This is a genomic window from Pseudomonas sp. KH_040 (genome assembly GCF_057839305.1).
On sequence record NZ_CM174487.1, the window covers coordinates 4,362,790 to 4,378,577 of the forward strand.

At 58.9% G+C, this 15,788-nt stretch carries 11 protein-coding genes; 3 read left to right on the top strand and 8 right to left on the bottom strand.

All coding sequences use genetic code 11. The features are described from left to right. Positions 1-14: 14 nt before the first annotated feature. Positions 15-2,054 (bottom strand): 2,4-dienoyl-CoA reductase FMN-binding domain-containing protein, encoded by a 2,040-nt coding sequence (locus AC3IUF_RS19370; RefSeq protein ID WP_489279021.1) that lies wholly within the window; start codon positions 2,052-2,054, stop codon positions 15-17. 208 nt (positions 2,055-2,262) lie between these two features. On the opposite strand from AC3IUF_RS19370, the gene AC3IUF_RS19375 reads away from it, so the two are divergent. Beyond that, positions 2,263-3,393 carry a nitrilase-related carbon-nitrogen hydrolase gene (locus AC3IUF_RS19375; RefSeq protein ID WP_489279023.1) on the top strand — a complete coding sequence of 377 codons (1,131 nt, stop codon included), beginning with the start codon at positions 2,263-2,265 and terminating at the stop codon, positions 3,391-3,393. Positions 3,394-3,396: 3 nt separating this feature from the next. Further along, the gene (locus AC3IUF_RS19380; RefSeq protein WP_414915797.1) at positions 3,397-4,437 is read left to right on the top strand and encodes an AraC family transcriptional regulator; all 1,041 of its coding nucleotides are present in this window, start codon (positions 3,397-3,399) and stop codon (positions 4,435-4,437) included. Between the two features lie 419 nt (positions 4,438-4,856). On the opposite strand, the gene AC3IUF_RS19385 is transcribed toward AC3IUF_RS19380, so the two are convergent. Together AC3IUF_RS19385 and AC3IUF_RS19390 are read right to left on the bottom strand one after the other, a co-directional pair. Further along, positions 4,857-5,717, bottom strand: a complete 861-nt coding sequence (locus AC3IUF_RS19385; protein ID WP_414893856.1) for a DUF2242 domain-containing protein — start codon at positions 5,715-5,717, stop codon at positions 4,857-4,859. A 92-nt stretch (positions 5,718-5,809) separates the two neighbouring features. Continuing rightward, complete coding sequence (locus AC3IUF_RS19390) at positions 5,810-6,709, bottom strand: LysR family transcriptional regulator (RefSeq protein WP_007917313.1); 900 nt, start codon at positions 6,707-6,709, stop codon at positions 5,810-5,812. A 118-nt stretch (positions 6,710-6,827) separates the two neighbouring features. Here AC3IUF_RS19390 and AC3IUF_RS19395 point away from each other — a divergent pair, with 118 nt between their 5' ends. Continuing rightward, complete coding sequence (locus AC3IUF_RS19395) at positions 6,828-8,033, top strand: MFS transporter (RefSeq protein ID WP_489279025.1); 1,206 nt, start codon at positions 6,828-6,830, stop codon at positions 8,031-8,033. A 623-nt stretch (positions 8,034-8,656) separates the two neighbouring features. On the opposite strand, the gene AC3IUF_RS19400 is transcribed toward AC3IUF_RS19395, so the two are convergent. The 5 genes from AC3IUF_RS19400 to clpP all read right to left on the bottom strand — a co-directional run bounded on the left by AC3IUF_RS19400 (position 8,657) and on the right by clpP (position 15,769). Then, positions 8,657-10,528, bottom strand: a complete 1,872-nt coding sequence (locus tag AC3IUF_RS19400) for a SurA N-terminal domain-containing protein (protein WP_123376242.1) — start codon at positions 10,526-10,528, stop codon at positions 8,657-8,659. 228 nt (positions 10,529-10,756) lie between these two features. Further along, on the bottom strand, positions 10,757-11,029 hold the full coding sequence (locus tag AC3IUF_RS19405; protein WP_003183171.1) for an HU family DNA-binding protein: 273 nt from the start codon (positions 11,027-11,029) through the stop codon (positions 10,757-10,759). A 148-nt stretch (positions 11,030-11,177) separates the two neighbouring features. Beyond that, on the bottom strand, positions 11,178-13,574 hold the full coding sequence (lon, locus tag AC3IUF_RS19410) for an endopeptidase La (protein WP_007917325.1): 2,397 nt from the start codon (positions 13,572-13,574) through the stop codon (positions 11,178-11,180). A gap of 163 nt (positions 13,575-13,737) precedes the next feature. Further along, positions 13,738-15,021: an ATP-dependent Clp protease ATP-binding subunit ClpX gene (gene clpX / locus AC3IUF_RS19415; RefSeq protein ID WP_003223632.1), complete on the bottom strand. Its 1,284-nt coding sequence runs from the start codon at positions 15,019-15,021 to the stop codon at positions 13,738-13,740. A gap of 112 nt (positions 15,022-15,133) precedes the next feature. Then, positions 15,134-15,769, bottom strand: a complete 636-nt coding sequence (gene clpP / locus AC3IUF_RS19420; protein ID WP_007951559.1) for an ATP-dependent Clp endopeptidase proteolytic subunit ClpP — start codon at positions 15,767-15,769, stop codon at positions 15,134-15,136. Positions 15,770-15,788: the final 19 nt, after the last annotated feature.

The following is a 15,788-nucleotide window of genomic DNA, read 5'->3' on the forward strand; positions in this document are numbered from 1 at the left end:
GTTCAGCGCAGGGCTTAAAGTTCAGCGGCGAGGCGCGAACCCTGGTTGATCGCACGCTTGGCATCCAGCTCCGCCGCGACATCCGCACCGCCGATCAGGTGCACGTTCTGCCCCGCCTCAACCAGACCGTCGTGCAGTTCACGCAGCGGATCCTGCCCCGCGCAAATCACAATGTTGTCCACCGCCAGCAGTTGGGGCTCGCCAGTTTCACCGATTCGAATGTGCAGGCCTTGGTCATCGATGCTCAGGTATTCAACGCTGTTGAGCATCTGCACCTGTTTGTTCTTCAAACCGGTACGGTGAATCCAGCCGGTGGTTTTACCCAGACCATCACCGACCTTGGTTTTCTTGCGCTGCAACAGAAACACTTCACGAGCCGGGGCATGCGGTGCGGCTTTGATCCCGGCGACGCCACCGCGAGCCTCCAGTTTGGTATCGATGCCCCACTCTTTCCAGAACGCGGCGCGATCCTGACTGGTGGCCACGCCTTCGTGGACAAGGAATTCCGACACATCGAAACCGATACCGCCGGCGCCGATCACAGCGACACGCTTGCCGACCGGTTTACGCTCAAGGATCACATCCAGGTAGCTCAGCACCTTGGCGTTGTCGACGCCCGGAATCGCCGGCACACGCGGCGCAATGCCGGTGGCGAGGATGATTTCGTCGTACCCGCCTTCAACCAGTTTCGCCACGTCGACGCGGGTGTTCAGGCACACCTCAACGTTAGTGGTCTGCAGCTTGCGCTTGAAGTAACGCAGGGTTTCGAAAAACTCTTCCTTGCCCGGCACGCGCTTGGCGATGTTGAACTGGCCGCCGATTTCACTGGCCGAATCGAACAACGTCACCTGGTGGCCGCGCTCGGCAGCTACAGTGGCGGCGGACAAACCGGCAGGGCCGGCGCCGACCACGGCGATTTTCTTGATCTGCTGCACCGGCAGGTAGTTGAGCTCGGTTTCGTGGCACGCACGCGGGTTGACCAGACAGCTGGTCAGCTTGCCGCCGAAGGTGTGATCGAGGCACGCCTGGTTGCAACCGATGCAGGTGTTGATTTCGTCCGCACGACCTTCAGCGGCCTTGTTGACGAAGTCCGGGTCGGCGAGGAACGGCCGCGCCATCGAGACCATGTCGGCATCGCCTTCAGCGAGAATCTGCTCGGCGATTTCCGGGGTGTTGATGCGGTTGGTGGTGATCAGCGGGATCTTCACCGAGCCGCGCAGTTTGGCCGTGACCTTGCTGAACGCCGCACGCGGCACTTTGGTGGCGATGGTCGGAATCCGCGCTTCGTGCCAGCCGATGCCGGTGTTGATGATGGTCGCGCCGGCCTGCTCGATGGCTTTGGCCAGGGTGACGATCTCGTCCCAGGTGCTGCCGCCCTCGACCAGATCGAGCATCGACAGACGGAAAATGATGATGAAGTTCGGGCCTACCGCTTCGCGGACACGGCGAACGATTTCCACCGGCAGGCGCATACGGTTTTCGTAGCTGCCACCCCAACGGTCGGTGCGGTGATTGGTGTGCGCGGCGAGGAACTGGTTAATGAAATACCCTTCCGAGCCCATGATCTCGACGCCGTCATACTCGGCGGTCTGCGCCAGTACCGAGCAGGTGACGAAATCGTTGATCTGCTTCTCGATGCCTTCTTCGTCCAGCTCTTTGGGCTTGAACGGGTTGATCGGGGCCTGGATCGCACTCGGCGCGACCTGCTTCGGGCTGTAGGCATAACGCCCAGCGTGAAGGATCTGCATGCAGATCTTGCCGCCCGCGTCGTGCACCGCGCGGGTGACGATGCGGTGCTTGAGCGCTTCCTCCTCGGTGGTCAGCTTGGCCGCACCAGAATAGACGCCGCCCTCGTCGTTCGGACCGATACCGCCAGTGACCATCAGGCCAACGCCGCCTCGGGCACGCTCAGCGAAGTACGCCGCCATGCGCTCGAAACCACCCGGTTTTTCTTCAAGGCCCGTGTGCATCGAGCCCATCAGGGTGCGGTTGCGCAGCGTGGTGAATCCCAGGTCCAGCGGGGCCAACAGGTGCGGGTAATGAGCGGCGGTCATCGGTAACTCCACAACGAGCAATCACGGAAAAGTTGCGGGAGCTCTGCGGCCCCCGTCAGTCATGTTCGACAGACTAAGAGTCGCATCGCTGTCACTCAATGACCGTAACTGACAACTTATTGATCCAAATGCGCAGCGCCCCTTGGCAACCGGAGCCATGGGCCCTACCCTAGTCGCCATACCCTGCACCCGGTAGTTGTTGGTTTTCATGCGCAAACTTTTGTACCTGTTTTTTTCCATGGCCCTCGTTGCCGCCCTGACCACCTACGCCATGTGGGCGGCGGACCGGCCGGCGGGGCATTACCTGTCGGACTTACGCATTAAAGTCGCGGTCGATCAGGGCACCCCCGCCGATCGCGGCAATCTGCTGGGCATCCAGCCCGAACTGTTTCCCACCGATTATCAAAGCGCCGAACGCTTGCACCGCAAACTCGCGGCTTATCTGCAGCAAGCCCAGGATCAAGGCCTGCTGAATGACAAAACCGTCGTGGTATTGCCGGAAAACGTCGGCACCTGGTTGCTGCTCAGCGGTGAAAAAGACGAGCTGTATCAGGCCCCGACCCTCGCCGAGGCGATGAACTGGCTGGCGGCGAGCAATCCGTTGTTGTTCACCCGCGCCTGGTTCAGTGCCAACGGCAGCGACCGCCTCAATGACGCGTACCTGCGCATGAAATCCAAGGCGATGGCCAAGGATTACCAGGCACTGTTCGGTGGTCTGGCCAAAGAGTTTCATGTGACGCTGGTGGCGGGTTCGATCGTGCTGCCGGAACCGAGCATCCGTGATGGCCAGCTCAAACCCGGCAGCGGTGCGCTGTTCAACAGCAGCGTGGTGTTCGGCCGTGACGGCGTGCCGCTGGGTCAGCCGCAACGGCAGATGCACCCGGTGTTCGATCAACGTGAAGTGATCGAAGGTGCAGACAAACATGCGCTCAACGTGGTCGACACCCCGGCCGGACGCCTCGGTGTGCTGATTGGCAGCGACAGTTGGTATCCGGACAATTACCGCAAACTCGATGAGCAAAACGCACAATTGATCGCGGTGCCGGCGCAGGTGTTCGGCCAAGGTGCGTGGAATCAGCCATGGCGCGGTTACAAAGGTTCAAGTACCCCGGGCTCGGTCAGTCTCAAACCCGGTGAGCTTACAGAAGGACAGGCTTGGCATCGGTTGACGCTGACCGCGCAGCCACCGAGCAGCCGAGCGATCGCCGGCATCAGTGTGTTCCTGCGCGGGCAGTTCTGGGACAAGGCCAGTGCCGGTCAGAGTTTCCTCAGCAGCAACGGTCAGCAGTTCGCCGATGGCGAGGCCCGTGGCGCGCGTTTGTTGAACATCTGGTTGTAAGCCATGAAACCGCTGCCGATGCGTTTGGGGGATCTGTCGGTGGGCTTCGTGCACAGCCTCGCCGATGCCGTGCGCAGTCACGCGCTCGATCCGCAGCCGCTTCTCGAGCAATATGGCCTCGACGCCGCACGGCTGGCCGAGGCCGGGGCGCGTTTGTCGATTCCGCGCTATATGCGCTTGGGCCACGCGGCGATTCAACTGACCGGCAATTCGGCGTTGGGATTGCGCATGGGCCAGCTCAGTCGCCTGAGCCAGGCCGGGCTGGCCGGTGTCACCGCCGCACAAGCGCCGACCGTGCGTGAGGCCGCGCGCTGCCTGATCCGTTTCGAAGCGTTGTACGGCTCCAATTATCGCGGCCAGTCGAGTTTCCACGAAGACGCCCATGGCGCGTGGCTGCGTTTCTATTCGATCAGCCCGTACAACGCCTATAACCGTTTTGTCGTGGACTCAATCATCGCCGGGTGGTTGCATCAGCTCTCCAGTGTCAGCGGTGAACCGCTGCGCGCCGAACGCATTGAAATCGAATTCGATGAGCCCGATTACCGCGAGGCTTACAGCGTGCTGGGGGATTGCCCGATCCAGTTCGGTGCCGAGCGTAATCAACTGCGCCTGAACCTCAACAGCCTCGCACAGCGCAATCCCGAGCATTGCCCGAGTACCTGGCGGCATCTGCTGCAGTTGTGTGAGCGGGAACTTGAGCAATTGACCCGAACCCGCAGCCTGCGCGAACGCATCACTCAGCTATTGGGGCCGTTGCTCAATGGCGGCCGGGAACCCGACCTGGAAGAAGTGGCGGCACGCCTGAAGCTGCCGACCTGGACGTTACGGCGCAAACTGGCCGAGGAAGGCACGCAGTTTCGCGCGATCCTCAACGACACGCGTCGGGATCTGGCGATGACCTACATCCGCGACACCGAACTGGCCTTTGGCGAAATCGCCTACCTGCTGGGTTTCGCTTCAGCCGAAGCGTTCCAGCGAGCCTTTAAACGCTGGAGCGGTCAGACGCCCGGCGAATTCCGCCGCAGTCACCGCAAAACGGCATAAAAGCGGCTGCGCGTTACCAGCTTCAAGCTGCAAGTCAAAGCTCGGTGGCGTCTTCGGCGGGCTCGGGTTGATCCAGTTCAAAGGCCTGATACTCGAGCAGCTCTTCTTGATATTCATCCATCGTGTAATCCCCCTGCTGCTCTCTTGAATGGGCCTGAGCAAATGCCCAGTGCCTCGAGCTTAACGTGCTCGTGTGAAGGAAAAGTGAAACCCGGCCTTCATGATTAAAACGTAGCAGGTGGTCAGGAATTTATCGCTGGAATTTTGTCAGGGGAATGTAACTAGATTTTAAGCCACCGCAAAAACCACTGTGGGAGCGAGCCTGCTCGCGAAGGCGGCCAGTCAGTCACATGCGTGCTGAATGTTCCGACGCTTTCGCGAGCAGGCTCGCTCCCACAGGGATTTGCGGTGAGGCTGGTTTATTGGCCGGACGCTGGCATCGCCGGAATCGGCTCGGATGGCGGCGGGATGTCCGGGTTGGCCGGTGGCGTGATGGTTTCGGTCGTCGGCGCCGGTGCAGGTTCTGCGCTCGGCGCCGGAGTGATCGGCGCGGCCTCTGCCGGTGGCGCAACCGGTTCAGACGTCACTGGCGCGGCCTCGGCGGGTGCGGGAGCGGGCTCCGCTGCAGGCGCAGGGGTTGCGGCGGGCGCAGGCGTTGGAGTCGGCGTTGGCGCCAGCGCTGCCGGAGCCGCCTTCGCCTCAGGCACGCCGAGGTCAGCCTTCGGCTTCTCTTCAATGTGCGCAGCTTTCTTTGCTTCCGCCGGCAGGAACAACTCCACCAGCGTGAAGAAGCGCTCATAGAACTTCTGCGACGTCACCGTCTCGCTGGCAACCTTGACCATCGAATCGTCGGACGAGCCGATCGGCATCGACACCGAACCCAACACACCCACGCCGAGGCTGGCGGAGTTGTTGGTCTTCTTCAGCGCATAACGATCCTGCAAGGCGTTGGCAAACATCGTCGCATGGTGCCCGACACTGCCGTCATCGGCGCAGACCACGTTGAAGCTGATCTCCATGTGGGTGTCGCCGGTTTGCTGGAAACTCTTGTGGCCACTGACCAGTTTCGGGTCACTGCTGGTGATGATGTAGCCCTGGCTGAGCAACGCACGACGGGCCGCTTCGCAACTGACCGAATCGGTCACCGGGTAATTGCGCGAAAACGTACCAGAGTCATCGAAGTTCTCATGCTCATACATCGGCTTGTCTTTCGAACAGCCGGCAACAGCGGTCAACAACAGCGCCAACCCGACAACACGCATGGGAGTGGAAATCAACATTGAACATCCTGAGAGAAAACAGTCCGGGGCGTATTGTGCAACAGATCACGACCCTGCGGCGCATGGATTAGTGTCTTAAAGCAGTTACAACTCTATCGACCGCGCGTTGCGGGAAAAAGTCGCAACGCCAGATGATCGATGAACACGCGCAGTTTCGCCGTGGCGTGGCGACTCGATGGCCATAGGACCCAGAACTGCCCGGTGTGTTCCAGATGCGCATCCAGCACCCGCTGCAAGCGCCCTTGGGCCTCGGCCTCACGGGTCATGAAATCAGGCAGACAGGCAATGCCCATACCGGCCAGCACCGCGTGGCTCACGGCCTCGATGGACGTACTGACCAGCCGCGTCGGCAACGTCGGCTCGGCGGCACCTTGCGCGCGGATCAGCGGCCATGTTTCCAGTTTGCCGGTAGCATGAAACGTATGCCGAAGGCACGCGTGCGCTGCCAGATCGCCCGGCGTTTGTGGCACACCGCGTTGCGCCAGATAAGCCGGGCTGGCCACCAGCACCATGTGAAAATCGCCCAACGGTCGCGCCATCAGTCGCGAATCTCGCGGTTTGCCGGTACGGATCACCGCGTCGAAACCTTCCTCAACCACATCGACCATGCGATCGGTCAAATCCAGATCCAGTTCAATCTGCGGGTACAACCCCATGAACTCGGTCATGACCGGCATCACCAGGCCATGCACCTGCGGCAGGCTGATGCGTAACTTGCCATGGGGTTTGGCGGCGGCATCACACAACTCGAATTCCGCCGCCTCGACTTCAGCGAGGATCTTGCGACAGCGCTCCAGAAACAGCGCGCCCTCACTGGTCAGCGTGACGCTGCGCGTGGTGCGTTGGAACAGGCGCACGCCGAGTCGCGCCTCCAGCCGCGCGATACTTTTGCCCACCGCCGACGATGACACCCCTTGCAAGCGGCCAGCCTCAGTGAAACTGCGCGTTTCGGCGACCTGAACAAACACCGAAATACTGCCCAGGCTATCCATACCACTCTCCCATTGCTGACATCCGTGTCCGATATGTTCGGAACCTTAACCCGTTTTTCACCGATGTGCAGCGCTCTACCCTGTGCTCCTCGTCAACTCTGCACACGGATGCCGGCTCATGAACGACGCACAACTCGATTGCCCCGCACTTGAACAACCTGCCGAACGCCGCGAGCGATTACCCCTTGCTGCGCTGCTGGCACTGGCCACCGCCGGATTCATTACGGTCATGACCGAAGCCATGCCCGCCGGCCTGTTGCCGCAGATGAGCAGCGGCCTGAATGTCTCCCAGGCGCTGATCGGGCAATTGGTCACGCTGTACGCAATCGGCTCGATTCTGGCAGCGATTCCACTGACGATCGCCACCCGCGGCTGGCGGCGCAGACCGCTGCTGCTGTCCGCCATCGGCGGCTTTGCCATCGCCAACAGCATCACCGCGCTGTCGGAGCTGTACTGGCTAACGTTGATTGCACGTTTCATTGCCGGCGTATTTGCCGGATTACTTTGGGCACTGCTGGCCGGATATGCGAGCCGTATGGTCGCCCCGCACCTGCAAGGCCGCGCCATCACCGTGGCCATGCTCGGTGCGCCGCTCGCGCTATCGCTGGGAATACCCGTCGGCACCCTGCTCGGCAGCCTGATCGGTTGGCGTCTGAGCTTCGCGATCATGACCGCGCTGACCGTAGTGTTGGTGGTCTGGGTACGCTGGCAAGTACCGGACTTCGCCGGCGAACGCGTGGGAAAGCGCATGCCGCTGCGTCAGGTGTTTAACTTGCCGGGCGTGCGAGCCGTATTGTTTGTCACCCTCACCTACGTCGTCGCGCACAACTTGCTCTACACCTACATCGCGCCCTTTCTGCAGCTTTCCGGGCTGGATACCAATGTCGACCGCGTGTTGCTGGTATTCGGCCTCGCCTCGGTGCTGAGCCTGTGGATCGTCGGCAGCCTGATCGACCGTTGGCTACGCGAACTGGTATTGATCAGCGCCGGATTGTTCATGCTCTCGGCGATAGCACTGGGTCTGTGGCGCGACTCGCCGAATGTGGTGTACATCGCCACCGCTGTGTGGGGACTGGCGTTTGGCGCAATGCCATCGCTGCTGCAGACCGCCTCAGCGAAAACCGCGAAAGAGGCTGCTGACACAGCGCAATCGATGCTGGTGACGTTGTGGAATGTCGGGATTGCTGGTGGGGGGTTGGTGGGTGGTTTGTTGCTGGGTAATCCCGGGGTTGGGGCGTTTCCGTGGATCGTTGCAGGGTTATTGGTGTTGACCCTGTCAGCAACTATCAAAGCTCGGAAACATGGTTTTCCAAGAGCCGAATGAGATCGAATGAGCTGTTGGATTAAGACCTGACCGCTGGAAATCGGCCGATTGACAGGCCGCCATCGCGAGCAGGCTCACTCCTACAATGGAACTGAGTACATCAGACAGAAGATGGGTCGGCTGTCAGGCCGCCTTCGCGAGCAAGCTCGCTCCCACAGTTAATTTGTATACCGCCCACGCGGCAAAGCCGCCCCACTCAACAGGATGAGCGTTAGCTCGGCTGCAGCTTTTGATCTTGATCTGAAGGCCCGTCGGCAGGCTGAGTGGAGGGATTTATCCGGGGGTGGGAGCGCAGCGACCGTTCGACGAAGTCGAACACATCGAGAGGAGGTGCAGCGAAGCAAACCGTAGGCGATGCCCCCGGATGAATCCCGGAGCGAAGGAACCCCGAGCCCCAGCGAGCGGGCCGAACGTCAGGGCACAGACCTTTGGTTACTTTGGGGCGTTTGCCAAAGTGACCCGCCGTAAGGGCGGAACCGCCAGCGGCAACACCCGCAGAAACGGATATACCCCAAAAACCCCAAGAACATGGTCGGCCCAAAGGCCGCCACCACCCAACGCCCAAAAAAAAGCCCCGACCATAAGGCCGGGGCTTTCACATCACATCACAGCTCAATCAGACATCAAAACCGCTTGATCTCAGCCTGAGCTTCCAACTGCTTGCGATACGCCGCAAAGTCCTGCTGCCCCTCACGCGAAGCAAGGAAACGACGGTACTGAACCTTCTCTTCATCCGTCGGCGCAGCCGCTTCGTTAACGCCATTCAGACGCACGATCATCAGACTGCCATCGGGCAACGTCACGCTGGTGAACGTCGGCTTGTCCTTGGCAGCCGGCTTCGGCATACGGAACAACGCCTGCAGCACCGCCGGATCAACACCTTCCTGACCACGAGTGGCCGCTTCGGTGGCTTTCCAGTTCTGACCCTCAACTGCCTTGTCCAACGGCGCCTTGCCATCACGCAGATCAGCAATCAGCTTCTCGGCCTTGGTCTTGGCAGCCGCACTGGCGTGCTCTTTGGTCAACTGAGTGCGGATAGCCACATTCACGCTTTCCAGCGGCAGTTGCGCAGGCTTCAGGTGCTCCTTGGAACGCAGCACGATCACGGTTTCCGGATCCAGCTCAATGGCGGTGCTGTTGGCACCTTCGTCGATCACTTCAGTGCTGAACGCTGCGGTGACCACGGCACGGTTGGCCGCAACACCTTCGCCACCCTCACGACCGAACGGCTTGGAGGTGTGCACGGTCAGCTTCAGATCCGCCGCTGGCTGAGCCAGGTCAGACGCTTCGAACGCCGAGTCTTCCAGTTGCTTGGTCGCCTCGACAAAACGCTGCTCGACCTGTGCGGCTTTCAGCTCGCGGGTCAGCTTGTCTTTCAGGCTGGCCAGAGTCGGCACTTCAGGCGCTTCCACACCCAGCAGCTTGATCAAGTGGTAACCGAAGTCAGTACGAATCGGCTCGGACACCTGGTCTTTCGACAAGGAGTACAAGGCTTTTTCGAACGCCGGGTCGTAAACACCCGGACCTGCATAACCGAGGTCACCACCGTTGTTGGCCGAACCCGGGTCCTGCGAGAACTCCTTGGCCAGCGTTTCGAACTTCTCGCCCTTGGCCAGACGCGCCTGGACTTCGTCGATCTTCGCCTTGGCCTGAGCTTCGGTGGTCTTGTCGTTCACTTCGATCAGAATGTGCGCGGCACGACGCTGTTCCGACAGGTTGGCGATCTCTTTCTGATACGCCGCCTGCAGGTCTTCGTCCTTGACCGCAACCTGATCGAAGAACGAAGACTTCTTCAGTTCTACGTAATCGATGATCACTTGATCCGGAGTCATGAACTCCTTGGCGTGCTCGTCGTAGTACGCCTTGACTTCGTCGTCGGTCAGTTTGACCGCTGCCGGGTCAGCCTTGACGTTCAGGGTGGCGAAATCGCGGGTCTGTTTTTCCAGACGGGCAAATGCCAACACTTCAGCGTCGGTGACGAAACCGCTGCCAGCCACACCGGCACGCAGTTGGCCGATCAGCATTTCCTGAGCCAGCATCTGGCGGAATTGCATACGGCTGTAACCCAGTTGACGGATCACCTGGTCAAAGCGCTCGGAGCTGAACTTGCCGTCCACCTGGAATTCAGGTGTTTGCAGGATCACTTGGTCCAGTGCGCCTTCGGAGAAAGCGAATTTCGCTTGTTCGGCGCCTTGCAGCAGCAGCTTGCGATCGATCAGACCCTTGAGGGCCGATTCGCGCAGCATTTTCTCATCAAGCAAGGAAGCATCGAAGTCTTTGCCCAACTGTTGCATCAACTGACGGCGTTGCATATCAACGGCCTGACTCAGTTCGTTCTGGCTGATTTCTTCACCGTTGACCTTGGCCGCCTCATTCTTGTGAGTCGTGGCCTGGAAAATGGCGTCGAAACCGGTCAGAGCCATCAGTGCAACGATGACCCCGATAATGGTCTTGGCAATCCAGCCTTGTGAATTGTCCCTGATATTCTGCAGCATGCGTCCCCCAGAAACGGTTGAACTTCAAAATTAGGCAACCGTGGAGCGTGGGTAGAATCCGGATAGAAGAAAGGCGCATCCGAGGATGCGCCTTCTCGTAACTGGCGGAGCGGACAGGGCTCGAACCCTCGATCCCGGCGTTACAGGCCACTGTTTCAGCGACCTGCTCTACCGCTCCGCTGCCAAGTCAGGCATGACCCCGACCCGGATGGGTAAAAACCTGAAAACTTAGTTAACAGCTTCTTTCAGTGCTTTACCGGCTTTGAAACCTGGCTTCTTGGCAGCCGGGATTTCCAGAGTCTTGCCGGTCTGAGGGTTACGACCGGTACGAGCCGGACGGTCCGTCACGGAGAAAGTACCGAAACCAACCAGAACAACGGAGTCGCCAGCCTTCAGAGCGCCAGTGACGGATTCGATTACAGCGTCCAGCGCACGGCCAGCAGCAGCTTTCGGGATATCAGCGGATGCAGCGATAGCATCAATCAGTTCCGACTTGTTCACTCTAAGTCCCCTTATATCTATTTTGAGATGATTCTAAGTTTTTTGGTGAAAGCAAAAACGAGTGCTGAATGGCCTACAGACACTTAAGAGCCGCTTTATAACAAGGGCTCTAAAAAACTGTCAAGGAAGCCCCCCAGTCAAAAGCGTATTAATGCGTGCTAATTCTTTCCTTAGAGTCAGACTCACGTTTTTCGTCCTTGGCAACTATCTCCGGAGCCACATCCGGCAAGGGCTCCGGCGCGTATTGCAGCGCAATTTGCAGGACCTCGTCAATCCATTTAACCGGTTTAATCTGCAGATCCTGCTTGATATTGTCAGGAATCTCCTTCAGATCACGCACGTTCTCTTCCGGAATAATCACAATCTTGATTCCGCCGCGGTGAGCCGCCAGCAATTTTTCCTTCAGACCACCAATCGCCAGCACCTGACCACGCAGGGTAATTTCACCGGTCATGGCGACATCGGCGCGCACCGGAATGCCGGTCAATGCCGACACCAGCGCCGTGCACATGCCTACACCAGCGCTAGGGCCGTCCTTCGGGGTTGCCCCTTCGGGCATATGGATGTGCGTGTCGCGCTTCTCGTGGAAGTCCAGAGGAATGCCCAGGCTCTTGGCGCGGCTGCGCACTACAGTGAGCGCAGCAGTGATCGATTCGACCATTACATCGCCCAGCGAACCGGTTTTGATCAACTGACCTTTACCCGGCACAACCGCGGCTTCGATGGTCAGCAATTCGCCGCCCACCTGTGTCCAGGCAAGGCCGGTCACCTGACCGATCTGATCCTGCTGTTCGGCCAGACCGTAGCGGAATTTGCGCACACCCAGGAAGTGTTCCAGCAGATCAGCTGTCACTTTCACCGAGAAGCGTTTTTCCAGTGCGTGCTCTTTAACAGCCTTGCGGCAGACCTTGGCGATCTGACGTTCGAGGCCACGCACACCGGCTTCACGGGTGTAGTAACGAATGATGTCGCGAATCGCTTCTGCGTCGAATTCCAGCTCGCCCTTCTTCAGACCGTTAGCGGCGATCTGTTTAGGCGAGAGGTATTTGACCGCGATGTTGATCTTCTCGTCTTCGGTGTAGCCCGGCAGACGGATCACTTCCATCCGGTCGAGCAGCGCCGGCGGGATGTTCATCGAGTTCGAGGTGCACAGGAACATCACATCGGAAAGGTCGTAATCGACTTCCAGATAGTGGTCGTTGAAGTTGTGGTTCTGCTCTGGATCGAGCACTTCCAGCAATGCCGATGCCGGGTCACCACGCATGTCACTGCCCATTTTGTCGATTTCATCGAGCAGGAACAGCGGGTTGCGCACACCCACTTTTGTCATCTTTTGAATCAATCTTCCCGGCATCGAACCGATGTAAGTCCGACGGTGACCGCGAATTTCCGCTTCATCACGCACGCCACCGAGGGCCATGCGCACGAATTTGCGGTTGGTGGCGTGAGCGATCGACTCTGCCAGCGAGGTTTTACCCACGCCCGGAGGACCGACCAGGCACAACACCGGGCCACGGATTTTCTTCACGCGTTTTTGCACGGCGAGGTATTCAAGAATACGTTCCTTGACCTCTTCGAGGCCGTAGTGATCGGCATCGAGAATGTCTTCTGCGCGCGCCAGGTCCAGGCGTACCTTGCTCTGCGCCTTCCACGGCACTTGCACCAGCCAGTCGATGTACGAGCGCACCACGGTGGCCTCAGCGGACATCGGCGACATTTGCTTAAGCTTGTTCAGCTCGGCCGTGGCCTTGGCCAATGCGTCTTTCGGCAGACCAGCAGCGTCGATACGCTTTTTCAGGTCTTCGATTTCGTTGTGGCCTTCGTCGCTGTCGCCGAGTTCTTTCTGAATGGCCTTCATCTGCTCATTCAGGTAGTACTCGCGCTGACTGCGCTCCATTTGCTTTTTGACGCGACCACGAATGCGTTTTTCGACTTGCAGCAGATCGATCTCGGCATCCAGCAACGCCAGAACGTGCTCGACCCGGGCCGACAAATCGATGATTTCGAGAATTTCCTGCTTCTGCTCGATTTTCAGCGCCATGTGCGCCGCCATGGTGTCGACCAGGCGACCTGGCTCATCGATGCTGTTGAGCGACGACAGGACTTCAGCCGGGACTTTCTTGCCCAACTGTACATATTGTTCGAACTGCGACAGCAGTGTGCGCACGAACACTTCGGATTCGCGCTCGGCGGCGTCGACTTCTTCGATCAGCGACACTTCGGCACGGCAGTGGCCGTCGACTTCGCTGAAGCGTTCGACGGTGCCACGCTGCTCACCCTCGACGAGAACCTTTACGGTGCCGTCAGGCAGCTTCAGAAGCTGTAGAACAGTGGCGATGGTACCTACGCGATAGAGAGCGTCTTCACCGGGATCGTCGTCAGCCGGGTTTCTCTGGGCCAGCAGCAGGATCTGCTTGTCACCCGTCATCGCGGCCTCGAGGGCTTCGATGGATTTCTCGCGCCCCACGAACAGCGGGATAACCATGTGCGGATAAACCACGACATCACGCAATGGCAGGAGAGGCAATTCGATGGTTGTCTTCATGATTTCGCCTCTACGGCGGCCATATGGCCGTAATCAGATGGAATTGAGCTTGAAACCAAGATGGGGGCTGCCTTGAAAAAAAACAAGCGCTAAGCGGATGTAAAAAATGACATAAAAAAAAAGAGGCCCGAAGGCCCCTTCTTTGTTGCGGCGCAGTGGACGCTTACGCGTCCGGTGCTGCCTTGGCGGTCGGCTCACTGTTTTCGTAGATATACAGTGGCTTGGACTTGCCTTCGATCACGCTTTCATCGATCACGACTTTGCTCACCTCGGACTGCGAGGGGATCTCATACATCGTGTCGAGCAGCACACCTTCGAGAATCGAGCGCAGGCCACGGGCACCGGTTTTACGTTCCAGGGCACGCTTGGCGACCGATTTCAGCGCGTCGGTCCGGAATTCCAGATCCACGCCTTCCATCTCGAACAGCTTGGCATACTGTTTGGTCAGAGCATTTTTCGGCTCGGTGAGGATCTGCATCAGCGCAGCCTCATCCAGCTCGTCCAGCGTCGCGAGGACCGGCAGACGACCGACGAACTCCGGGATCAGACCGAACTTGACCAGATCGTCAGGCTCGACTTCACGCAGGGACTCACCGACTTTCTTGCCTTCTTCCTTGCTGCGCACTTCTGCGTTGAAACCGATGCCGCCTTTGGTGGAACGGTTTTGAATAACCTTTTCCAGACCAGAGAACGCACCACCACAGATGAACAGGATATTACGGGTGTCGACCTGCAGGAATTCCTGCTGCGGGTGCTTGCGACCACCTTGCGGCGGTACGGAAGCGACCGTGCCTTCGATCAACTTCAGCAAGGCCTGTTGCACGCCTTCACCGGAAACGTCCCGGGTGATCGACGGGTTGTCGGACTTGCGGGAAATCTTGTCGATTTCGTCGATGTAGACAATACCCATCTGGGCCTTCTCTACGTCGTAATCGCACTTCTGCAGCAGCTTCTGAATGATGTTCTCGACATCTTCACCTACATAACCCGCCTCGGTGAGGGTGGTTGCGTCGGCGATGGTGAACGGAACGTTCAGCAAGCGGGCCAGTGTTTCGGCCAGCAGGGTTTTACCGGAGCCTGTCGGGCCGATCAGCAGGATGTTGCTCTTGCCGAGTTCGACGTCGTCAGCCTTTTTGTCACGCTGATTCAGGCGCTTGTAGTGGTTGTACACCGCTACGGCCAAAACCTTTTTCGCACGCTCCTGACCAATGACGTACTGGTCAAGGATGCCGCTGATTTCTTTAGGCGAAGGCAATTTATGCGCGCTGCTTTCGGCCTGGGCTTCCTGCACCTCCTCACGGATGATGTCATTGCACAGGTCGACGCACTCGTCGCAGATAAAGACCGAGGGGCCGGCAATCAATTTGCGCACTTCATGCTGGCTTTTGCCACAGAAGGAGCAATAGAGCAGCTTGCCGTTGTCCTCGCCGTTGCGGGTGTCAGTCATTCGTTCGATCCAAATCCGATAGGCTTGCAACACAAGATGAAGGCTATTGCGGGCTTTTTCAAGCCCGCCGCTGATCAGACCAGCCGACCAAGCCTATTTTGAGCTGCTTATTTTAAGCTGGGCGCTGGTTGATCACTTCGTCGATCAGGCCATATTCCTTCGCAGCTTCTGCACTCATGAAGTTGTCGCGATTGGTATCGCGCTCGATTTCTTCCAGAGTACGCCCGCTGTGCTTGGCCATCAGCGTGTTCAGGCGCTCGCGAATGAAGAGAATTTCCTTGGCGTGGATTTCGATGTCCGACGCCTGGCCCTGGAAACCGCCCAGTGGCTGGTGAATCATCACGCGCGAGTTCGGCAGGCAGAAACGCTTGCCCGGGGCACCTGCGGTCAGCAGGAAAGCACCCATGCTGCAGGCCTGGCCGATGCAGGTGGTCGACACGTTCGGCTTGATGAACTGCATGGTGTCGTAGATCGACATGCCTGCAGTCACCGAACCGCCCGGGGAGTTGATGTAAAGATGGATGTCCTTGTCCGGGTTTTCCGCTTCAAGGAACAGCAGTTGCGCGCAGATCAGGTTGGCCATGTAGTCCTCTACCGGACCAACCAGAAAGATCACTCGCTCCTTGAGCAGGCGCGAATAGATGTCATAGGCGCGTTCGCCACGAGCAGATTGCTCGACAACCATCGGGACCAGGCCGCCGGCGGCCTGGATATCAGAGTTCTGCTGAATATAAGAATTACGGAACATGCTCTGCAGTCGCTCCCAA